16 protein-coding genes and 1 pseudogene are annotated in these 16,818 nt (G+C 73.1%); 6 read left to right on the top strand and 11 right to left on the bottom strand.

What is annotated here, in order from left to right; translation table 11 throughout:
- Nucleotides 1-24: 24 nt before the first annotated feature.
- From ACFRQN_RS23545 to ACFRQN_RS23530, 4 genes and pseudogenes are all read right to left on the bottom strand, one after another.
- Nucleotides 25-1,209: a molybdopterin molybdotransferase MoeA gene (locus tag ACFRQN_RS23545; protein WP_380741881.1), complete on the bottom strand. Its 1,185-nt coding sequence runs from the start codon at nt 1,207-1,209 to the stop codon at nt 25-27.
- A 20-nt stretch (nt 1,210-1,229) separates the two neighbouring features.
- Nucleotides 1,230-2,171, bottom strand: a pseudogene (locus ACFRQN_RS23540) (NTP transferase domain-containing protein).
- A 16-nt stretch (nt 2,172-2,187) separates the two neighbouring features.
- The gene (locus ACFRQN_RS23535) at nt 2,188-3,141 is read right to left on the bottom strand and encodes an MBL fold metallo-hydrolase (RefSeq protein ID WP_380741879.1); all 954 of its coding nucleotides are present in this window, start codon (nt 3,139-3,141) and stop codon (nt 2,188-2,190) included.
- 109 nt (nt 3,142-3,250) lie between these two features.
- Entirely contained in the window at nt 3,251-3,898 is a 648-nt protein-coding gene (locus ACFRQN_RS23530) for an FMN-dependent NADH-azoreductase (RefSeq protein WP_049651105.1), read from the bottom strand.
- A 107-nt stretch (nt 3,899-4,005) separates the two neighbouring features.
- Between ACFRQN_RS23530 and ACFRQN_RS23525 the strand changes: the two genes are divergently transcribed.
- Nucleotides 4,006-4,413 carry a helix-turn-helix domain-containing protein gene (locus ACFRQN_RS23525; RefSeq protein WP_117488718.1) on the top strand — a complete coding sequence of 136 codons (408 nt, stop codon included), beginning with the start codon at nt 4,006-4,008 and terminating at the stop codon, nt 4,411-4,413.
- A gap of 96 nt (nt 4,414-4,509) precedes the next feature.
- Here ACFRQN_RS23525 and ACFRQN_RS23520 read toward each other — a convergent pair whose 3' ends face one another.
- Nucleotides 4,510-5,277 carry a polyprenol monophosphomannose synthase gene (locus tag ACFRQN_RS23520; protein ID WP_380741876.1) on the bottom strand — a complete coding sequence of 256 codons (768 nt, stop codon included), beginning with the start codon at nt 5,275-5,277 and terminating at the stop codon, nt 4,510-4,512.
- Between the two features lie 336 nt (nt 5,278-5,613).
- Here ACFRQN_RS23520 and manA point away from each other — a divergent pair, with 336 nt between their 5' ends.
- Nucleotides 5,614-6,792, top strand: a complete 1,179-nt coding sequence (manA, locus tag ACFRQN_RS23515; protein ID WP_380741874.1) for a mannose-6-phosphate isomerase, class I — start codon at nt 5,614-5,616, stop codon at nt 6,790-6,792.
- Nucleotides 6,793-6,814: 22 nt separating this feature from the next.
- On the opposite strand, the gene dnaB is transcribed toward manA, so the two are convergent.
- Nucleotides 6,815-8,419, bottom strand: a complete 1,605-nt coding sequence (gene dnaB, locus ACFRQN_RS23510) for a replicative DNA helicase (protein WP_380741872.1) — start codon at nt 8,417-8,419, stop codon at nt 6,815-6,817.
- Nucleotides 8,420-8,870: 451 nt separating this feature from the next.
- Between dnaB and ACFRQN_RS23505 the strand changes: the two genes are divergently transcribed.
- Entirely contained in the window at nt 8,871-10,217 is a 1,347-nt protein-coding gene (locus ACFRQN_RS23505) for an MATE family efflux transporter (protein WP_049651108.1), read from the top strand.
- Between the two features lie 83 nt (nt 10,218-10,300).
- On the opposite strand, the gene rplI is transcribed toward ACFRQN_RS23505, so the two are convergent.
- The 4 genes from rplI to rpsF all read right to left on the bottom strand — a co-directional run bounded on the left by rplI (nt 10,301) and on the right by rpsF (nt 12,085).
- On the bottom strand, nt 10,301-10,747 hold the full coding sequence (rplI, locus tag ACFRQN_RS23500) for a 50S ribosomal protein L9 (RefSeq protein ID WP_049651109.1): 447 nt from the start codon (nt 10,745-10,747) through the stop codon (nt 10,301-10,303).
- Nucleotides 10,748-10,764: 17 nt separating this feature from the next.
- On the bottom strand, nt 10,765-11,001 hold the full coding sequence (gene rpsR, locus ACFRQN_RS23495) for a 30S ribosomal protein S18 (RefSeq protein ID WP_030059640.1): 237 nt from the start codon (nt 10,999-11,001) through the stop codon (nt 10,765-10,767).
- 79 nt (nt 11,002-11,080) lie between these two features.
- A complete protein-coding gene (locus ACFRQN_RS23490; RefSeq protein ID WP_049651110.1) occupies nt 11,081-11,698 on the bottom strand; it encodes a single-stranded DNA-binding protein in 618 nt (205 codons plus the stop codon).
- A 96-nt stretch (nt 11,699-11,794) separates the two neighbouring features.
- Nucleotides 11,795-12,085, bottom strand: coding sequence for a 30S ribosomal protein S6 (rpsF, locus tag ACFRQN_RS23485; RefSeq protein WP_049651111.1), 291 nt, complete (start codon nt 12,083-12,085; stop codon nt 11,795-11,797).
- Nucleotides 12,086-12,405: 320 nt separating this feature from the next.
- Here rpsF and ACFRQN_RS23480 point away from each other — a divergent pair, with 320 nt between their 5' ends.
- The 3 genes from ACFRQN_RS23480 to ACFRQN_RS23470 all read left to right on the top strand — a co-directional run bounded on the left by ACFRQN_RS23480 (nt 12,406) and on the right by ACFRQN_RS23470 (nt 15,096).
- Nucleotides 12,406-12,705 carry a hypothetical protein gene (locus ACFRQN_RS23480; RefSeq protein ID WP_049651112.1) on the top strand — a complete coding sequence of 100 codons (300 nt, stop codon included), beginning with the start codon at nt 12,406-12,408 and terminating at the stop codon, nt 12,703-12,705.
- 224 nt (nt 12,706-12,929) lie between these two features.
- The gene (locus tag ACFRQN_RS23475; protein WP_074001890.1) at nt 12,930-14,048 is read left to right on the top strand and encodes a peptidoglycan bridge formation glycyltransferase FemA/FemB family protein; all 1,119 of its coding nucleotides are present in this window, start codon (nt 12,930-12,932) and stop codon (nt 14,046-14,048) included.
- Between the two features lie 13 nt (nt 14,049-14,061).
- Complete coding sequence (locus tag ACFRQN_RS23470; RefSeq protein WP_049651114.1) at nt 14,062-15,096, top strand: alanine racemase; 1,035 nt, start codon at nt 14,062-14,064, stop codon at nt 15,094-15,096.
- Between the two features lie 22 nt (nt 15,097-15,118).
- Here ACFRQN_RS23470 and ACFRQN_RS23465 read toward each other — a convergent pair whose 3' ends face one another.
- Nucleotides 15,119-16,696, bottom strand: a complete 1,578-nt coding sequence (locus tag ACFRQN_RS23465; RefSeq protein ID WP_380741869.1) for a glycosyltransferase family 87 protein — start codon at nt 16,694-16,696, stop codon at nt 15,119-15,121.
- Nucleotides 16,697-16,818 lie beyond the last annotated feature (122 nt).

Genomic DNA, 16,818 nt, shown 5'->3' with positions numbered 1-16,818 from the left:
CGCGGCTCTTGACGGTTCCCTCGTTCACGGCACCTCCAGCAGTTCGACCGTCTCCCCCGCCGCCGCCCCGCCGGGCGGCACCACGGCGAGCGCCTCGGCCCGGGCCAGCCCGCGCAGCATCGCCGGGCCGTCGAAGGCCAGCGGCAGGACGCCCTCGGCGGTCCGCCGGACCGGCTGGAGCCGGGTGTCCGTCCGGTGCCCGGCCAGCGGGGCCGCGGCCGGGGCGAGGGCGGGCGGGCCGACGGTCCGTCCGCTGCGGGCGTGCAGCAGCGGCAGGACGAGGGTGACCATCCCGGCGACGGCGGCCAGCGGGTTGCCCGGCAGGCCCACCAGGTGGCGGCCACCGGGGAGTTCGGCCAGCAGCATGGGGTGCCCCGGCCGGACGGCGACGCCGTCCACCAGCAGTCGGGCGCCGGCCTCGGCGAGCGCCCGGTGCAGGAAGTCGACCGGTCCGGCGGCCGTTCCGCCGGTGGTGACCACCAGATCGGCGGTGGAGTGCCGCAGCGCGTCCCGGAGCAGCCCGAAGTCGTCCCGGACGTACCCGACCTCGGGCGTCCCGGCGCCGGCGGCCCGCAGCCAGGGCGGCAGCAGCGGCCCGAGCGCGTCCCGGACCAGGCCCGACCCGGGCACCCCGGAGGTGAGCAACTCGTCCCCCAGGACGAGCAGTCGGACCTCCGGACGGCGGCGGACCGGCAGCCGGTCGTGGCCGCAGGCGGCGGCCAGGCCGAGCACGGCCGGCCCGACCGGGGTGCCGGACGGCAGCAACTCCTCGCCCAGGCGGCACTCCTGGCCGCGCGGGCGGATGTCCTGGCCGGTGGTCAGCGGCCGCGGGCCGCGGTCGTGCAGCAGCGCGGCGTCCGTCCACCCGTGCTCACGGCGCAGTACGGCGGTGGCGCCGGGCGGCAGTTGGGCGCCGGTGGCGATCTCCACGGCGGTGCCGTCGGCCAGCGGCGCCGGCTCGGCCCGTCCGGCCAGCACCCGGCCGGCGACCCGCCACGGGCCGGGACCGGCGACCGCCCAGCCGTCCATCGCGGAGGTGTCGAAGGCGGGCAGGTCGGTCAGCGCGCCGAGCGGCTCGGCGAGGGTGCGGCCGAGCGCCTCGGCCAGCGGGACGGGGACCCCGGGCAGCGGGCGCAGCCCGGCCCGGCGCGCGGTCTCCCGGGCGCCGGGCCAGCTCAGCACGCCGGGACCGGTGGACGGTGCGGCCACGGTCGGCTGTCCGACCGCGCTCACGACTCGCCCGGCCGGTCGGCGGGGCCCCAGCCCTCGGCGAGGGCCTCGGTCCGCCGGGCCGCCTCGGCGACGGCCTCCGCCCCGCCGCCCCGCTGGGCGGCCGCGTAGCCGATCAGGAAGGCGGTCAGCGGCGCGGCCGGCCGGGCCACCCCGTGCGCGACCACCCGGGCCGTGTCGAGCAGACCGTGGACGTCGACGTCCAGGTCGATGCCCAGGTCGGCCTTGACCTCGGCGATCCAGTCATCCAGCGTGCGCTCCATGCGCCCATGCTGCCTGATCGGTGGTTTCCCGAAGTGTTCGCCCCGTGTGCGGGGCGCGTCGTTTCGCTCACACGTCGGTGGCCGGGACGGTGCGCCTCAGGTCCGGTCGCGCTCGCGGGCCTGCTCCAGGTCCTCCCAGGTGTCGCAGTCGTAGGCGACGTTGTCGGTGTCGGCCACCCGCAGCCGGGGCAGTCCGCCGACCAGGCGGCGCAGCGGCTGGTCGGCGGGATCGCCGAGGGCGGCCAGCGCGGCGCGCAGCGGGGCGGTGCGGTAGGCGGCGGCGAGCGGCTGGTCGCGGCCGCCCGCGTCGACCAGCACGGCGGCGTCCCCGTGCGCCCCGGCCCGGTCGAGGGCGGCGACCAGCCGGTCCACCGTCCGCCGGTCCAGGAAGGGCAGGTCGGCGGCGAGCAGCAGCACGGTGTCCGCGGTGACCAGGTCGAGCCCGGCCGCGACGGCGGCGACCGGCCCGCCGCCGGGCGGCCGCTCCCTGGTCCAGTGGACGCCGCCGCGCGCGGTCGGCCGGACCGGGCCGACCACGACGGTGGTGCGGGCGCCCGCGCAGGCGGCGAGCACCCGGTCGAGCAGGGTGGTCCCGCCGACCGTCAGCCCGGGCTTGTCGGCCCCGCCGAGGCGCCGGGCGGCCCCGCCCGCCGGGACGATCACGTCGTACGGCGTCATGCGGCCAGTATCCGCCCTACGCCTGCTCGGGCCCGTCGCCCTCCTCGGACTCCCGGTCCTCCTCGGGCTCCCCGGCCGCGCGGGCGGTGTTGGCCGCCGCGCCCAGCTGCAGGAAGGACGGCAGGGTCAGCTCCCCGTACCGCTCGTTCATCGCCGTGACCAGCGCCTCCGGGTCGTCCGGGTGCTCGGCCAGCAGCCGGTCGAAGTCCTGGAGGTACTCGCCGGTGAAGGCCAGCACCCGGGCGGCGTCGTCGCCCTGGTCCGGGGCCCGGTGGCCGGCGATCACCCGGTCCGCGCCGAGGTCGGCGATCCGGCCGAGGTTGTGCCCCCAGGTGGTGCGCTGGGCCGGGGTGGTGTCGGCGGTCCAGACGTGGGTGCCGTTGTGGACGAAGTCCCCGGCGATCACGGTGCGGATGCTCGGCACGTGGACGACCGTGGAGTCCCCGCAGTCGGCCTGGCCGAGCAGCAGCACGGGGATCACCTGGCGGTCCAGCATCAGCGGCTGCGGCAGCAGCGGGGCGGGGATCAGCGGGTGGTCCGGGATGTCGTCGCCGTACACCGGCTTCCACTGCGCGACCTTGGCGGCGACGGTGCGCCGGATGCCCTCGACCACGGCCGGGGCGGCCAGCAGCTGCGCGTCGGGGAAGAGCCGCAGCACCTCCTCGGCGCCGAAGTAGTGGTCCGGGTGCTGGTGGGTGACGACGACGGCGAGCAGGCGTCTGCCCTTGCCGGCGACCCACTCGGCCAGCTCGCGCCCGGCGCTGCGGGTCAGCTGGGCGTCCACCAGGATCGCGGTCCGCTCGCCGAGGATCAGTGTCGAGGTGGCGAAGAAGGCCGACTCGGGGCCGGTGAAGACGGCGACCTCCAGCGGCCGGGCCGGCTGCCCGGGCTCGGGCGGCACCGCGCCCGCGGCCGGGCGGGCCTGGGCACGCTCCGCGCCGGCGCTCTCCTCGGACGGGGACGTCGTCACGGGCTGCTCCCTCTGGTCGGCGGTCGGATTCCCTGCGCCCTACAGCATGGGAGCACCGACGGCCGATTGCGCGGAAGGCGCGCCCGGTGGGGCGCGCCTCCGGTGCACGTCACACCGCGGCTCGGGCGGCCGCTTCCTTGGCCCGGCGGGCGGCCTGCTCCAGGGCCTGGGCCTTGGACTCGACGGCCTTCGGGACGAAGTCGGCCATCGCCGGGACGGCGGCCGCCAGGGTGAACTCCGGGACGATGAAGTCGACCTCCAGCCCGAGCATGCCGGTCAGCACCTTCTCCAGGTAGGTGGTGACGAACTCGAACGGCTCGCGCGGGGCGCCGGGCGCGTACGAGCCGCCGCGGGAGGCGACCACGGTGACCGGGGTGCCCTTGGCGGAGGGCGTCTCGCCGGCGGTGCGGCCGACCAGGATCACGTGGTCCAGCCAGGTCTTGAGGGTCGACGGGATCGTGAAGTTGTACATCGGGCTGCCGATCAGCACGGCGTCGGCCTGCTCCAGCTCGGCCATCACCTGCTCGCGCAGCGCGAAGGCGGCGGCCTGCTCGGCGCTGTGGGCCTCGGCGGGGGCGAATCCGGCGCTGATGCCGTGCACGTCGAGGTGCGGGAGGGGGTCGGCGGCGAGGTCCCGGTAGATCACCGTGCCCTCGGGGTGCTCGGCCTGCCAGGCGGCGCGGAAGGCGGCGGTGACCTCGCGGGAGACGGAGCCGTCGGCGATCGCGGAGGAGTCGAGGTGCAGGAGCGTGGGCATGGCAGTGCCTCCAGATAATAAGTAGCTGCTGATTTCGCTGCGACTGCAATTACGGTAGCAGCTTACTTTTCTACAGTCACTAGTAGGGGTTCGAGTAGGCTGGACCCATGGCCGAGCACGAGGCAGTGACCGACGGAGTCCCGATCGCCACCGACGCGTGCGGCGCCGAGGGCCCCGGCCCGTGCCGCAACGTCGACCTGGCCCTCACCCGGGTGTTCACCCTGCTCGGCAAGCGCTGGACCGGCATGCTGCTGGGCGTCCTCACCAACGGCGGCCCCGCGTACTTCTCCGAGCTGCGCCGCGCCGTCCCGGGCATCAGCGAGCGGATGCTCTCCGACCGGCTGACCGAGCTGGCCGAGGCCGGGCTGGTCGTCCGCGAGGTCGACGCCGGCCCGCCGCTGCGGGTCAGCTACCGGCTCACCGAGGCCGGCTTCGCGCTCAAGCCCGCGCTCACCGAACTGGCGGTCTGGGCCGACCGCTACCTGCCGGAGGGCGTGCTCAGGAGCGGCTGCTGAGCCCCCCGGGCGCCCGGCGCACCTCCCCCGGACATGCGGAAGGGCCCGTCCACCGAAACGGTGGACGGGCCCTTCGGCTACGGACGGTTCGGTCGGTCAGCGCTTCGCGGTGGACCCGCGCAGCTTGGCCAGCCGGTCGGTGACACCCCAGGTGGTCACCCGCCACAGCGCCTCGACCACGATGCCGCGGCTCATCTTGGACGCCCCCAGCTCGCGCTCGACGAAGGTGATCGGCACCTCGGCGACCTTGAACCCGGCCTTCACCGTGCGCCAGGCCAGGTCGACCTGGAAGCAGTACCCGGCCGAGGCGACCTCGTCCATGCCCAGGCCCAGCAGGGTCTCCTTGCGGAACGCCCGGTAGCCGCCGGTGACGTCCCGGATCGGCACGCCCAGCATCAGCCGCGAGTAGGTCGAGCCGCCGCGCGAGAGCAGCAGCCGGGACTTCGGCCAGTTCACCACCCGGCCGCCCGGCACCCAGCGCGAGCCCAGCACCAGGTCGGCGCCGCGCAGCGCGCCCAGCAGCCGGTCCAGCTCCTCGGGCTGGTGCGAGCCGTCCGCGTCCATCTCGACCAGGACGTCGTAGCCGTTGTCGATGCCCCAGCGGAAGCCCGCGAGGTAGGCGGCCCCGAGGCCCTCCTTGCCCTTGCGGTGCATGACGTGGACGTGCTCGTCCTCGACGGCCAGCTTGTCGGCCAGCTCGCCGGTGCCGTCGGGGCTGTTGTCGTCGGCGACCAGGACGTGCGCCTCGGGAACGGCGGCACGGACCCGGCCGACGATCCGCTCGACGTTCTCCGCCTCGTTGTAGGTCGGGATGATCACCAGGACCTTGCCGAGATCAGCAAAACTCTGCTGGTTCACGGTCACGTACAAACCTCTCGGCCGATGACGGGGGGTCTCGGAACACCGGCGCCCGCACTCTGGAACGCGGCTCCGCCGGCAGCCCGCCGGGAGGACCTCGGTGGCGAACTGCGCGCAGGGCGGAGGCTACTGCGTCCTGGCATCCTACTACCGCGCCGGGAACCGCAGGTCCGGCCGTGGCACTCCCACCCGGTGGCCACCGTTTCCCCGTGGGTGACACCGTTCGGCTAGGGTCGTTTCCCTTGCCCGTGCCCGGACCGCCCGCACCGCCGGGCCCGCCCCGGCGATCCGGACTCGGGACATCCGGGGCCGCCCAGACTGCGAAGGAGTAGGACCGCGCGCATGGACAGGCTCGTCAACACCGTCCGCCCGTACGCCTGGGGGTCGCTCACCGCCCTGCCCGAGCTGCTCGGGCAGCGGCCGACCGGTGAACCGCAGGCCGAGCTGTGGATGGGCGCCCACCCCGGCGCCCCGTCCCGCGCCGACCGCGGCGAGGGCCCGCGCCGGCTGGACGAGCTGATCGCGGCCGACCCCGAGGGCGAGCTGGGCGCCGCGAGCGTGGCCAGGTTCGGCCCGACCCTGCCGTTCCTCTTCAAGGTCCTGGCCGCGGGCATCCCGCTGTCCATCCAGGCCCACCCCACGCTCGACCAGGCCCGGGCCGGCTTCGCCGCCGAGAACGCCCTCGGGATCCCCCTGGACGCCCCCGAGCGCAACTACCGGGACGCCAACCACAAGCCCGAAATGGTCTGCGCGCTGGGCGACTTCGACGGCCTGTGCGGCTTCCGGCGGCCCGCCGACGCGGCCCGGCTGCTGACCGGGCTCGGGGTGCCCGGGCTCGCCCCGGTGATCGGGCGGCTGGCCGCCGAGGACACCTCCGAGGCGCTGCGCGGCGCCCTGACCGCGGCCCTCGCGCTGGACCCGGAGACCGTCCGGCGGACCGTCGAGGTGCTGGCGGCGACCGACCCGGACGGGGAGTACGCCCCGTACGCCCGGATCGCCGAGGACTTCCCGGACGACCGCGGCGTGGTCGCCGGCATGCTGCTCAACCACGTCCGGCTGCGGGCCGGCCAGGCGCTCTACCTGGGCGCCGGGGTCCCGCACGGCTACCTGTCCGGCGTCTGCGTCGAGCTCCAGGCCAACTCCGACAACGTGCTGCGGGCCGGCCTCACCCCCAAGCACATCGACGTGCCGGAGCTGCTGAAGGTCGTGGTCTTCGAGGCCGGCGCCCCCGAGCCGCTGGAGCCGGCCCCGGTCGAGGGCACCCCGGGCGAGGAGCTCTACCCCGTCCCGATCGACGAGTTCCGGCTCTCCCGCTTCGTCCTGGACGGCGCCGGGCGCGAGATCGACGGCCGCACCCCGCAGATCCTGCTCTGCACCGAGGGCGCCACCCGGCTGACCGCCGCCGACGGCACCGTCCTGGACCTGGCCCGCGGCCAGGCCGCCTTCCTCCCCGCCACCGGCACCCCGACCCGCCTCTCCGGCACCGGCGGCACGCTCTTCCGCGCCACCGTCACCGTCTGACCGCCCCGGACGGGGCCCGGGCTCAGTCCCGGGTCATGTCGACGAAGCGCGAGTAGTGGCCCTGGAAGGCCACCGTGATCGTCGCGGTCGGACCGTTACGGTGCTTGGCGACGATCAGGTCGGCCTCGCCCGCGCGCGGGGACTCCTTCTCGTAGGCGTCCTCGCGGTGCAGCAGGATGACCATGTCGGCGTCCTGCTCGATCGAGCCGGACTCGCGGAGGTCCGAGACCATCGGCCGCTTGTCGGTGCGCTGCTCGGGACCACGGTTCAGCTGGGACAGCGCGATGACCGGGACTTCCAGCTCCTTGGCCAGCAGCTTGAGGTTACGGGACATGTCCGAGACCTCCTGCTGGCGGTTCTCGGCCCGCCGGGAGCCGCCGGACTGCATCAGCTGGAGGTAGTCGATGACGACCAGCTTGATGTCGTTGCGCTGCTTCAGCCGGCGGCACTTGGCCCGGATCTCCATCATCGACAGGTTCGGCGAGTCGTCGATGAACAGCGGCGCCTCGCTGACGTCGGGCATCCGGCGGGCCACCCGCGTCCAGTCGTCGTCCGTCATGTTCCCGGAGCGCATGTGGTGCAGCGCCACCCGGGCCTCGGCGGAGAGCAGGCGCATGGCGATCTCGTTGCGGCCCATTTCGAGCGAGAAGATCACGCTCGGCAGCTTGTGGTGGATCGAGCAGGCCCGGGCGAAGTCCAGCGCCAGGGTGGACTTGCCCATCGCGGGACGGGCCGCGATGACGATCATCTGGCCGGGGTGGAGGCCGTTGGTGAGCTGGTCGAAGTCGGCGAAGCCGGTGGGGACGCCGGACATCTCGCCGTTGCGGGAGCCGATCGCCTCGATCTCGTCGAGGGCGCCCTCCATGATGTCGGAGAGCGGGGCGTAGTCCTCGTTGGTGCGCTGCTCGGTGACGGCGTAGATCTCCGCCTGGGCGGCGTTGACGATCTCGTCCACGTCGCCCTCGGCCGCGTAGCCCATGCCGGCGATCCGGGTGCCCGCCTCGACCAGCCGACGCAGCACCGCGCGCTCGTGCACGATCTGGGCGTAGTACTCGGCGTTGGCCGCGGTCGGGACGGAGTTGACCAGGGTGTGCAGGTAGGACGCGCCGCCGACGCGCTGGAGCTCGCCGCGCTTGGTCAGCTCGCCGGCCACGGTGATCGGGTCGGCCGGCTCGCCGCGGGCGTAGAGGTCGAGGATCGCGCCGTGGACCATCTCGTGCGCGGGCCGGTAGTAGTCGACCGGCTTGAGCACCTCGACCACGTCGGCGATGGCGTCCTTGGAGAGCAGCATGCCGCCGAGGACGGACTTCTCGGCGTCCAGGTCCTGCGGCGGGACGCGCTCGAAGCCGTCCACGCCCCCGCCCCCGTCGCCGCCGCCCTCGTCCCGGCGCTGCCAGCCGCCGTCCTTCCGGTCGCCCTTGCCGCCCTTCTGGAAGCCGCCCTTCTGGCCGTCACGGCCACCGCCCTGACCGCCCTGGACACGGCCGCGCGAGACCGGCAGCCGGTCCCCCGGGCCGTCCGGGAAGGGGGCGTCGTCGAAGGCGCCGGCCGGGAAGGGGTCCTCGGCGGGCTGCCAGTCCTCCTCCGGCGGCGGGGCGTCGTGGTCGTCGTACTGGGGGCCGGTCACGCGTGTTCCCCGATCAGCGAGTGGTGCGAAGGTGGAGCGGGCTTGCCGGTGGCTGGGTGGAGCGGAGCCGCTCCTCTTTGTACGCCACGGTCCCGACAAAACGGACGCCGGGGCGGCGGGAGTGTCGGGCGGAGGGCCCACGCTAAGGCGCCGGACGCCGTTGCGCCAAGGCGGTTATCCACAGGGGGTGTGGATGACCGGCCCCGTCCTGTGGAGAACTGCCGCAAAGCTGTGGACACCCCTGTGGACGTCCCTGTGGATAACCGAACAATCGATCCACCGTCAACCTGTTGACCTGGGATTACCTCTTCCCGGTCCTGTGCATGAGAAATTCTTCACACACCTCCGAACGGCTGTGGGCGCAGAGCGGACGAACCGCGCCGCTCAAGATTTCGAGTAATAGTCACTAGGCCCTTACATCCATTACCTGTGGATGAGTAGCCTGGAGCCCATGACCGCCTCGCCCCCGACCCCGGCCCCGAAGCCCTCGCGCCGCCGGCACGACCGGGAGATCCTCGCCCTGGCCGTCCCGGCCTTCGGCGCACTCGTCGCCGAACCGCTCTTCCTGATGGCCGACTCGGCGATCGTCGGCCACCTCGGCACCCCCCAGCTGGCCGGGGTGGGCGTCGCCTCCGCCGCGCTCTCCACCGCGACCGGCGTGTTCGTCTTCCTCGCCTACGCCACCACCGCGGCGGTCGCCCGCCGGATCGGCGCCGGGGACCGCCGGGGCGCCGTGCAGCAGGGCATCGACGGCATCTGGCTCGCCCTGGGCCTGGCCGTCCCGGTGGTCCTCCTCACCCTGGTGCTGGCGCCCTGGGCGGCCGACGCGCTGGGCGCCTCGGCGACCGCCGCGCCGCACGCGGTGACGTACCTGCGGATCAGCTCGCTGGGCATCCCGGCGATGCTCATGGTGCTGGCCGCCACCGGGGTGCTGCGCGGCCTCCAGGACACCCGCACGCCGCTGGTGGTGGCCGTCGCGGGCTTCGCCGCCAACATCGGCCTGAACGCCGGCCTGGTGTACGGCGCCGGGCTCGGGGTGGCCGGCTCGGCCTGGGGCACCGTGCTCGCCCAGACCGGGATGGCCGCCGCCTACCTGGTCGTGGTGGTCCGCGGCGCCCGCCGGGAAGGGGCCTCGCTGCGGCCGGACACCGCGGGCATCCGGGCCAGTGCCAGGGCCGGCGGCCCGCTGCTGGTCCGGACGATCAGCCTGCGCGCGGTGCTGATGACCGCCACCGCGGTCGCCGCCAGGCTCGGCGACGACCAGGTCGCCGCCCACCAGATCACCATGGCGCTGTTCAACTTCCTGGCCTTCGCGCTGGACGCGATCGCGATCGCCGGACAGGCCATCATCGGCCGCTACCTGGGCGCCTCGGACGTCCCCGGCGCCAGGGCCGCCACCCGGCGGATGGTCGAGTGGGGCGTCGTCTCCGGGCTGGTGCTCGGCCTGCTGGTGGTGGTCGCCCGCCCGCTGTACGTCCCGCTCTTCACACCCGATCCGGCCGTCCGGGCCCAGCTGGACACCGCCCTGCTGCTGCTCGCGCTCACCCAGCCGGTGGCCGGCCCGGTCTTCGTGCTGGACGGCGTGCTGATGGGCGCCGGGGACGGCCGCTACCTGGCCTGGGCCGGGCTCGCCACCCTGGCGGTGTTCGTCCCGGTGGCCCTGGCGGTACCGGCCACCGGCACCGGACTGGCCGGGCTCTGGTGGGCGATGAACCTGTTCATGCTGCTGCGGGCCGGCTTCCTGGCCTGGCGCGCCCGCGGCGGCAAGTGGCTGGTCACCGGAGCGGTGCGCGGCTGAGACCCGAAGAGAACCGGGCCGGAAAAGACCGAGGGCCGGACTCCCGGAGGAGTCCGGCCCTCAGGCCTTGTGCTCTACGGAGCTCAGGCAGCCACGACGGCGACGTCGAGGTTGGCCACGACGTCCGAGTGCAGCTTGACCGAGACCTTGTGGGAGCCCACGGTCTTGATCGGCGAGGCGATCGCGACGGCGCGCTTGTCCACGGCCGGGCCGCCGGCGGCCTTGATGGCCTCGACGACGTCGGCCTGGGTCACCGAGCCGAACAGACGGCCGGCGTCGCCCGAGCGGACGGCCAGCTTGACCTGGACGCCCTCGAGCTGACCCTTGACCGCGGTGGCGGCCTCGAGGGTCTGGATCTCGTGGATCTTCCGGGCGCGACGGATGGCGTCGACGTCCTTCTGACCACCCTTGGTCCAGCGGATGGCGAAGCCACGCGGGACCAGGTAGTTGCGGGCGTAGCCGTCCTTGACCTCGACGACCTCGCCGGCGGAGCCGAGACCCGGCACCTCGTGAGTGAGGATGATCTTCATTACTTGGTCACCCTCTCTTAGCGCGCGGTGCTGGTGTAGGGCAGCAGCGCCATCTCACGGCTGTTCTTCACGGCCGTGGCGACGTCACGCTGGTGCTGGGTGCAGTTGCCGGTCACCCGACGGGCACGGATCTTGCCGCGGTCGGAGATGTACTTCCGCAGCAGGTTCGTGTCCTTGTAGTCAACGTAGTTGACCTTGTCCTTGCAGAAGACGCAAACCTTCTTCTTCGGCTTGCGAGCAGGCGGCTTCGCCATTGTGTGCTCCATTTGGGGTTCACGGCCCGGCGGGCGTCCGGGGACGCCGGCGGCCGGGCCGCACGAAATCTGTCAGCTCTTAGAACGGGGGCTCTTCCGAGTAGCCGCCACCGCCGCCGGCCGGGGCACCCCAGCCGCCGCCCTGGTTTCCACCGGACGGGGCGCTGGAGGCCCAGGGGTCGTCGGAGGGGCCGGACTGGCCGCCGCCGGAGTTTCCACCCCAGCTGCCGCCGCCCTGCTGGCCGCCGCCGCCGGAGTTTCCACCCCAGCTGCCGCCGCCGCCCTGGCCGCCACCCTGCTGGCCGCCGAAGCCGCCACCGGGGGCGCCGGACCGGTTGGCCCGGGTGACCTTGGCGGTCGCCGAGCGCAGGCTCGGACCGACCTCGTCGACCTCGACCTCGAAGACCGTCCGCTTCTCGCCTTCCTTGGTCTCGTAAGACCGCTGGCGCAGTCGGCCCTGCACGATGACGCGCATGCCGCGCTGCAGCGACTCGGCCACGTTCTCCGCCGGCTGCCGCCAGACGTTGCACGTGAGGAAGAGGCTCTCGCCGTCCTTCCACTCGTTCGTCTGACGGTCGAAGGTGCGGGGGGTGGACGCGATGCGGAACTTCGCGACCGCCGCACCCGACGGGGTGAAGCGCAGCTCGGGGTCGTCGACGAGATTGCCGACGAGGGTGATGACGGTCTCGCCTGCCATGGTGGTGATGACCTCTCGGGAAGATGTCCGTTCACCGCTGTTTCACGTGAAACAGCGGACGCGAGCTACCCGAGACCCGAAGGCCTCAGAGGTGGCTCAGTGGGTGTCCGGGCGCAGGACCTTGGTCCGCAGAACCGACTCGCTCAGGCCCAGCTGGCGGTCGAGCTCCTTGACGACCTCAGGCGTGGCCTTGAGGTCGATGACCGAGTAGATGCCCTCGGACTGCTTGTTGATCTCGTAAGCCAGACGGCGGCGACCCCAGGTGTCGACCTTCTCCACCTTGCCACCCGCGTTGCGGACGACGGTGAGGAAGTTCTCGATCAGGGGGGAGACAGCGCGCTCCTCGACCGAGGGGTCGAGGATGACCATCAGCTCGTAGTGACGCATGAGTAACCCACCTCCTTTGGACTCAGCGGCCACGGTCTCTCCGTGGCAGGAGGGTTGTGCGTAGCGTCGGCACCGGAGCAGTGACGACTCCGGCCCACCGTAGCGGCCGGGTCGGACAATCGGCCCCCGCTCCGCCCGGAGGCGGATCCACCCGGTAGAGGGTGCAGAGGGGGCACAACTACACCAGTGCAGACGGCACAGCCTACCTGCACCCGGACGGCCGAACAAAACGCATAGGGGTTGTGAGAGCGGCCCAAGCACCGCAATCTGGACGGAACGGGATTCCTGCCCGTTCGTCTCCACGCCAGGAGGTGGGACCCATGGCACAGTCCGTCCACCGCATGCCCGCCCTCACCCTGAACACCGACGGCCACCCGCACCCCCGCGAGAACGCCCTGGTGGGCGTCACCGCCGTGCTGGGCGTGATCGCCTTCGCCACCTCGTTCTTCCACAACCTGCACCTGCTGACCTCGTGGACCGGCCTGTTCGGCATCGTCACGGGCCTGTGGGGCATGTTCGTCTCGGTCACCACCGCCGAGCGCTTCGTCCTGATGATCACACTCGGCGCCGCCGCGATCGGCTTCTACCTCGGCATCGCCCGCGGCGGTCTCTGGGGCTGAACCGAGCCCCCGCGCCCCCTCGCACGCCCCCGGACCGCACCGCTGGGACCGAGCCCACAGGCCCCGCCCGGAACCCTCGCCGCCCCCGTCGCGTATCTGCAGAGGAGACAGGTACCCGACGGGGGCGCCGCCGTGCCCGCAGCGACGGGCGCCCGGACCCCGGACGATAAGGTCAGCCCGAGAACCTGGGCCACCGCAGCCCGACGACGAGGAGCACCGAGCACATGAGCCTGCGCCTGAGGACGATCACCCGCGAGGAGCACCTCGCCTTCATCAGGAGCCGCGCCTCGGCCAGCCACATGCAGGTGCCGTCGTGGGGCGACGTGAAGGCCGAGTGGCGCTCCGAGTCGATCGGCTGGTTCGACGAGACCGACCAGCTCGTCGGCGCCGGCCTGGTCCTCTACCGCCAGCTGCCCAAGCTCAAGCGCTACCTCGCCTACCTGCCCGAGGGACCGGTCATCGACTGGTTCGACCGCGACCTCGACCGCTGGCTCTCCCCGATGCTGGCGCACCTCAAGTCGCAGGGCGCGTTCTCGGTGAAGATGGGCCCGCCGATCGTCATCCGCCGCTGGAACGCCCCCACCATCAAGGAGGCCATCGCCGGCAAGCAGGCCAAGCGCCTGCGCGACGTCGAGGCCGACTGGTACGAGGCCCGCGCCTTCGAGGTGGCCGACCGGCTGCGCAAGGCCGGCTGGCTGCAGGGCGAGGACGGCGGCGCCGGCTTCGGCGACGTCCAGCCCCGCTACGTCTTCCAGGTGCCGCTGGCCAACCGCTCGCTGGACGACATCCACAAGAACTTCAACCAGCTCTGGCGCCGCAACATCAAGAAGGCCGAGAAGAGCGGCGTCGAGGTCTACCAGGGCGGCTACGACGACCTGCCGATCTTCCACCAGCTCTACCTGGTCACCGCCGAGCGCGACAAGTTCACCCCGCGCCCGCTGGCCTACTTCCAGCGGATGTGGAAGGCCCTGGTGGCCGAGGACCCGAACCGCATGCGGCTCTACATCGCCTACCACGAGGGCGAGCCGCTGGCCGCCACCACGATGCTGGTGGTCGGCGAGCACGTCTGGTACTCCTACGGCGCCTCGGCCAACCACAAGCGCGAGGTCAAGCCGTCCAACGCCATCCAGTGGCGGATGATGCGCGACTCCTACGCCCTCGGCGGCGGGGTGTACGACCTGCGCGGCATCAGTGACACCCTGGACGAGAACGACCACCTGTTCGGCCTGATCCAGTTCAAGGTCGGCACCGGCGGCCAGGCGGCCGAGTACCTCGGCGAGTGGGACTTCCCGCTCAACAAGCTGCTGCACAAGGCCCTCGACCTCTACATGTCCCGCCGCTGAGGAGGCTGACCCGATGACGCTGTCGCTCTACCTCGAGACCGAACGCTGGCGCACCCACCAGCGCTCCGTCCTCGCCGAGTTCCCCGGCCTGGTGCCCGTCGCCAAGGGGAACGGCTACGGCCTGGGCAACCACCGGCTGGCCGAGGAGGCGACGCTGCTGGGCACCGGGGTGCTCGCCGTCGGTACCGCGTACGAGGCGGCCGACGCCGCCGAGTGGTACGGCGGCGAGCTGCTGGTGCTCACCCCGTACCGGGTCGGCGAGGAGGTGCTCCCGCTGCCGCACGCCCGGGTGATCCGGACGGTGGCCAGCGTGGAGGCGCTGCGCTCGCTGCACGGTGCCCGGGTGGTGCTGGAGTGCATGACCACCATGCGCCGGCACGGCGTGAGCGCGGCCGACCTGCGCACCGTCGCCAACGAGCTGGAGGGCGTCGCCTTCGAGGGCCTGGCGCTGCACCTGCCGATGGACCGGCCGGACGGCTCCAGCCCGATCGAGGAGGTCGCGTACTGGGTGGACACCGCCCGGGCGGCCGGCATCCCGGTGCACACCGTGTTCGTCAGCCACCTCGGCGCGGCCGGCATGGACCAGCTGGCCCAGCGCTACCCGGAGACGGTCTTCCGCGCCCGGATCGGCACCCGGCTCTGGCTCGGCGACCACGCCGCACTGGAGGTCCGGGCCACCGTCCTGGACGTCACCCCGCTGCAGAAGGGCGACCGCTACGGCTACCGCCAGCACCCGGCGCCCTCCGACGGCCACATCCTGGTGGTCGCCGGCGGCACCGCGCACGGCATCGGCCTGGAGGCGCCCAAGTACCTCCAGAGCATGGGGGCGCGGGCCAAGGGCATCGCCCGGGCCGGCCTGGCGACCGTCAACAAGACCAAGTCGCCGTTCCACTGGGCCGGCAAGCAGCTGTGGTTCGCCGAGCCGCCGCACATGCAGGTCTCGCTGCTCTTCCTGGACGGGGAGACCAAGCCCCCGGCGATCGGCGAGGAGCTCGGTCTCCAGGTCCGGCACACCACCACGCACTTCGACCGCGTGGTGGACCGCTGACCCGCCAGGCCTTTCCGACCCGCTAGGCCTTTTCGGCCGGCTCCGGCAGCTCGGGCTCGTTGAGCCACTGCTCGGGGCCGGCCGGCGCGTACCCGGCGTAGCTCTCCTCCTCGCGCAGCCGGCGGGCGGTGCCCAGCACGGACACGTCCGGGGCGTGGTCCAGCACCCCGCCGGAGGGGTCGTCGCTGCCGTCCCAGCGGACCGGGTCGCGGTCCGGGTGGAGGACGTCGCGGACCACCAGGACGACCAGGTACAGCGTGCCCAGCAGGTGCAGCCCGATCGCGAAGTGGTACCAGCCCTCGCCGATCCCGTGCTGCTTGGAGCCGGTGACCAGGCCCAGGTGGGACCAGATGCCCAGGGTGTAGAGCACCTCGCAGGCCTGCCAGACCAGGAAGTCCCGCCAGCGCGGCCGGGCCAGCACCGCGAGCGGCAGCAGCCAGAGCGCGTACTGCGGCGAGTACACCTTGTTGACCAGCACGAACAGCGCGACCACCAGGAAGGCCAGCTGGGCGAAGCGCGGCCGGCGCGGGGCCGAGAAGCCGAGCCACGCTATGGCCAGGCAGCCCAGCACCATCAGCACGCCGATGTAGACGTCGAGGTCGGCCAGCCCGGCGCCCCGGCGCTGCATCAGGATCAGCCAGAACGAGCCGTAGTCCTCGCCGCGGTGCTTGCTGAACACGTAGAAGGTCGACCAGCCCCGCCAGTTGGCCAGCATGATCGGCAGGTTGACCACCAGCCAGGAGCCGACCGCGCCGCCCAGCATCACCCGGAACTCACGCCACCGGCCGGCCCGCCAGCAGAGCACCAGCAGCGGGCCGATCAGCAGCAGCGGGTAGAGCTTGGCCGCGGTGGCCAGGCCGATGAAGACACCGGCCCAGCCCGGGCGGGCACCGCTCCACCAGGCCATCGCCACGGCGGCCAGGGCGACCGCGAGCAGGTCCCAGTTGACGGTGCCGTTGAGCAGCAGGACGGGGGCCAGCGCGAACAGCAGCGCGTCCCACGGACGGCGCCGGTGGGTGCGGGAGAGCGCCACCGCGGCGACCACCGCGCAGGCCATCAGCATCCCGGCGTTGATCGCCCAGAACCACTGCTCCTGGCTCTGCTGGTCCCCGCCGCCCGGCGTCAGCCAGGCCGCGACCTGCATGAACAGGCCGGTCAGCACCGGGTACTCCAGGTACTGGAGGTCCCCCGAGGAGCCCGGGACGCGGTCCACGTACGGGTGCAGCCCGGCCGCGAAGCCGCGTCCGGAGAACAGGTGCGGGATGTCGCTGTAGCAGGCGTGGATGTACTGCGGCGAGCCCGGCTGGAACCAGGCCTGCTCGTAGCAGGGCAGCTTCTGCACCATCCCGAGCACCGACACCACGATCACCGCGAGCGCCAGGAAGCGCGCCGGGACCCACCAGGAGACGCCGAGCAGCGCCCGGCGGCCCGGGGGCCCGCCGAACACCTCGCTGCCGGCCGCCGCCACCGGGTCCTCGTCGGCCGGCACGACCACGGTGTTGGCCGGCGGCGCGGCCGTGGCGACGGCTGCCGGGAGGGGCCCTGCGGCGGCGCCGGACCCGTCCGGCCCGGCGGTTTCGTCACGATCGCTCGACGTCATGCCGGACATCCTGCCGCACCCGTCCCGCCGGGACGAGGAGGACCCCGCAACGGTCTGTACCTCTTCGCCGCGGGCGGGCGCGGCGGGCGCGACGGAAACGGCGGTGGCGGCCCTCCGAGGAG

It is taken from the genome of Kitasatospora sp. NPDC056800, assembly GCF_042789775.1.
Lineage (GTDB): Bacteria > Actinomycetota > Actinomycetes > Streptomycetales > Streptomycetaceae > Kitasatospora.
The sequence above is the reverse complement of the archived record's forward strand: the minus strand, read 5'-3'. Positions and strand labels throughout refer to the sequence as shown.

What these genes read in the sequence shown, in the direction of transcription:
- ACFRQN_RS23480 (WP_049651112.1), top strand. Translation starts at nt 12,406, where the DNA reads ATGGCACAGTCCGTCCACCGCATGCCCGCCCTCACCCTGAACACCGAC.
- rplI (WP_049651109.1), bottom strand. Translation starts at nt 10,747, where the DNA reads ATGAAGATCATCCTCACTCACGAGGTGCCGGGTCTCGGCTCCGCCGGC.
- rpsR (WP_030059640.1), bottom strand. Translation starts at nt 11,001, where the DNA reads ATGGCGAAGCCGCCTGCTCGCAAGCCGAAGAAGAAGGTTTGCGTCTTC.
- ACFRQN_RS23465 (WP_380741869.1), bottom strand. Translation starts at nt 16,696, where the DNA reads ATGACGTCGAGCGATCGTGACGAAACCGCCGGGCCGGACGGGTCCGGC.
- ACFRQN_RS23525 (WP_117488718.1), top strand. Translation starts at nt 4,006, where the DNA reads ATGGCCGAGCACGAGGCAGTGACCGACGGAGTCCCGATCGCCACCGAC.
- ACFRQN_RS23530 (WP_049651105.1), bottom strand. Translation starts at nt 3,898, where the DNA reads ATGCCCACGCTCCTGCACCTCGACTCCTCCGCGATCGCCGACGGCTCC.
- rpsF (WP_049651111.1), bottom strand. Translation starts at nt 12,085, where the DNA reads ATGCGTCACTACGAGCTGATGGTCATCCTCGACCCCTCGGTCGAGGAG.
- ACFRQN_RS23505 (WP_049651108.1), top strand. Translation starts at nt 8,871, where the DNA reads ATGACCGCCTCGCCCCCGACCCCGGCCCCGAAGCCCTCGCGCCGCCGG.
- manA (WP_380741874.1), top strand. Translation starts at nt 5,614, where the DNA reads ATGGACAGGCTCGTCAACACCGTCCGCCCGTACGCCTGGGGGTCGCTC.
- ACFRQN_RS23470 (WP_049651114.1), top strand. Translation starts at nt 14,062, where the DNA reads ATGACGCTGTCGCTCTACCTCGAGACCGAACGCTGGCGCACCCACCAG.
- ACFRQN_RS23490 (WP_049651110.1), bottom strand. Translation starts at nt 11,698, where the DNA reads ATGGCAGGCGAGACCGTCATCACCCTCGTCGGCAATCTCGTCGACGAC.
- ACFRQN_RS23475 (WP_074001890.1), top strand. Translation starts at nt 12,930, where the DNA reads ATGAGCCTGCGCCTGAGGACGATCACCCGCGAGGAGCACCTCGCCTTC.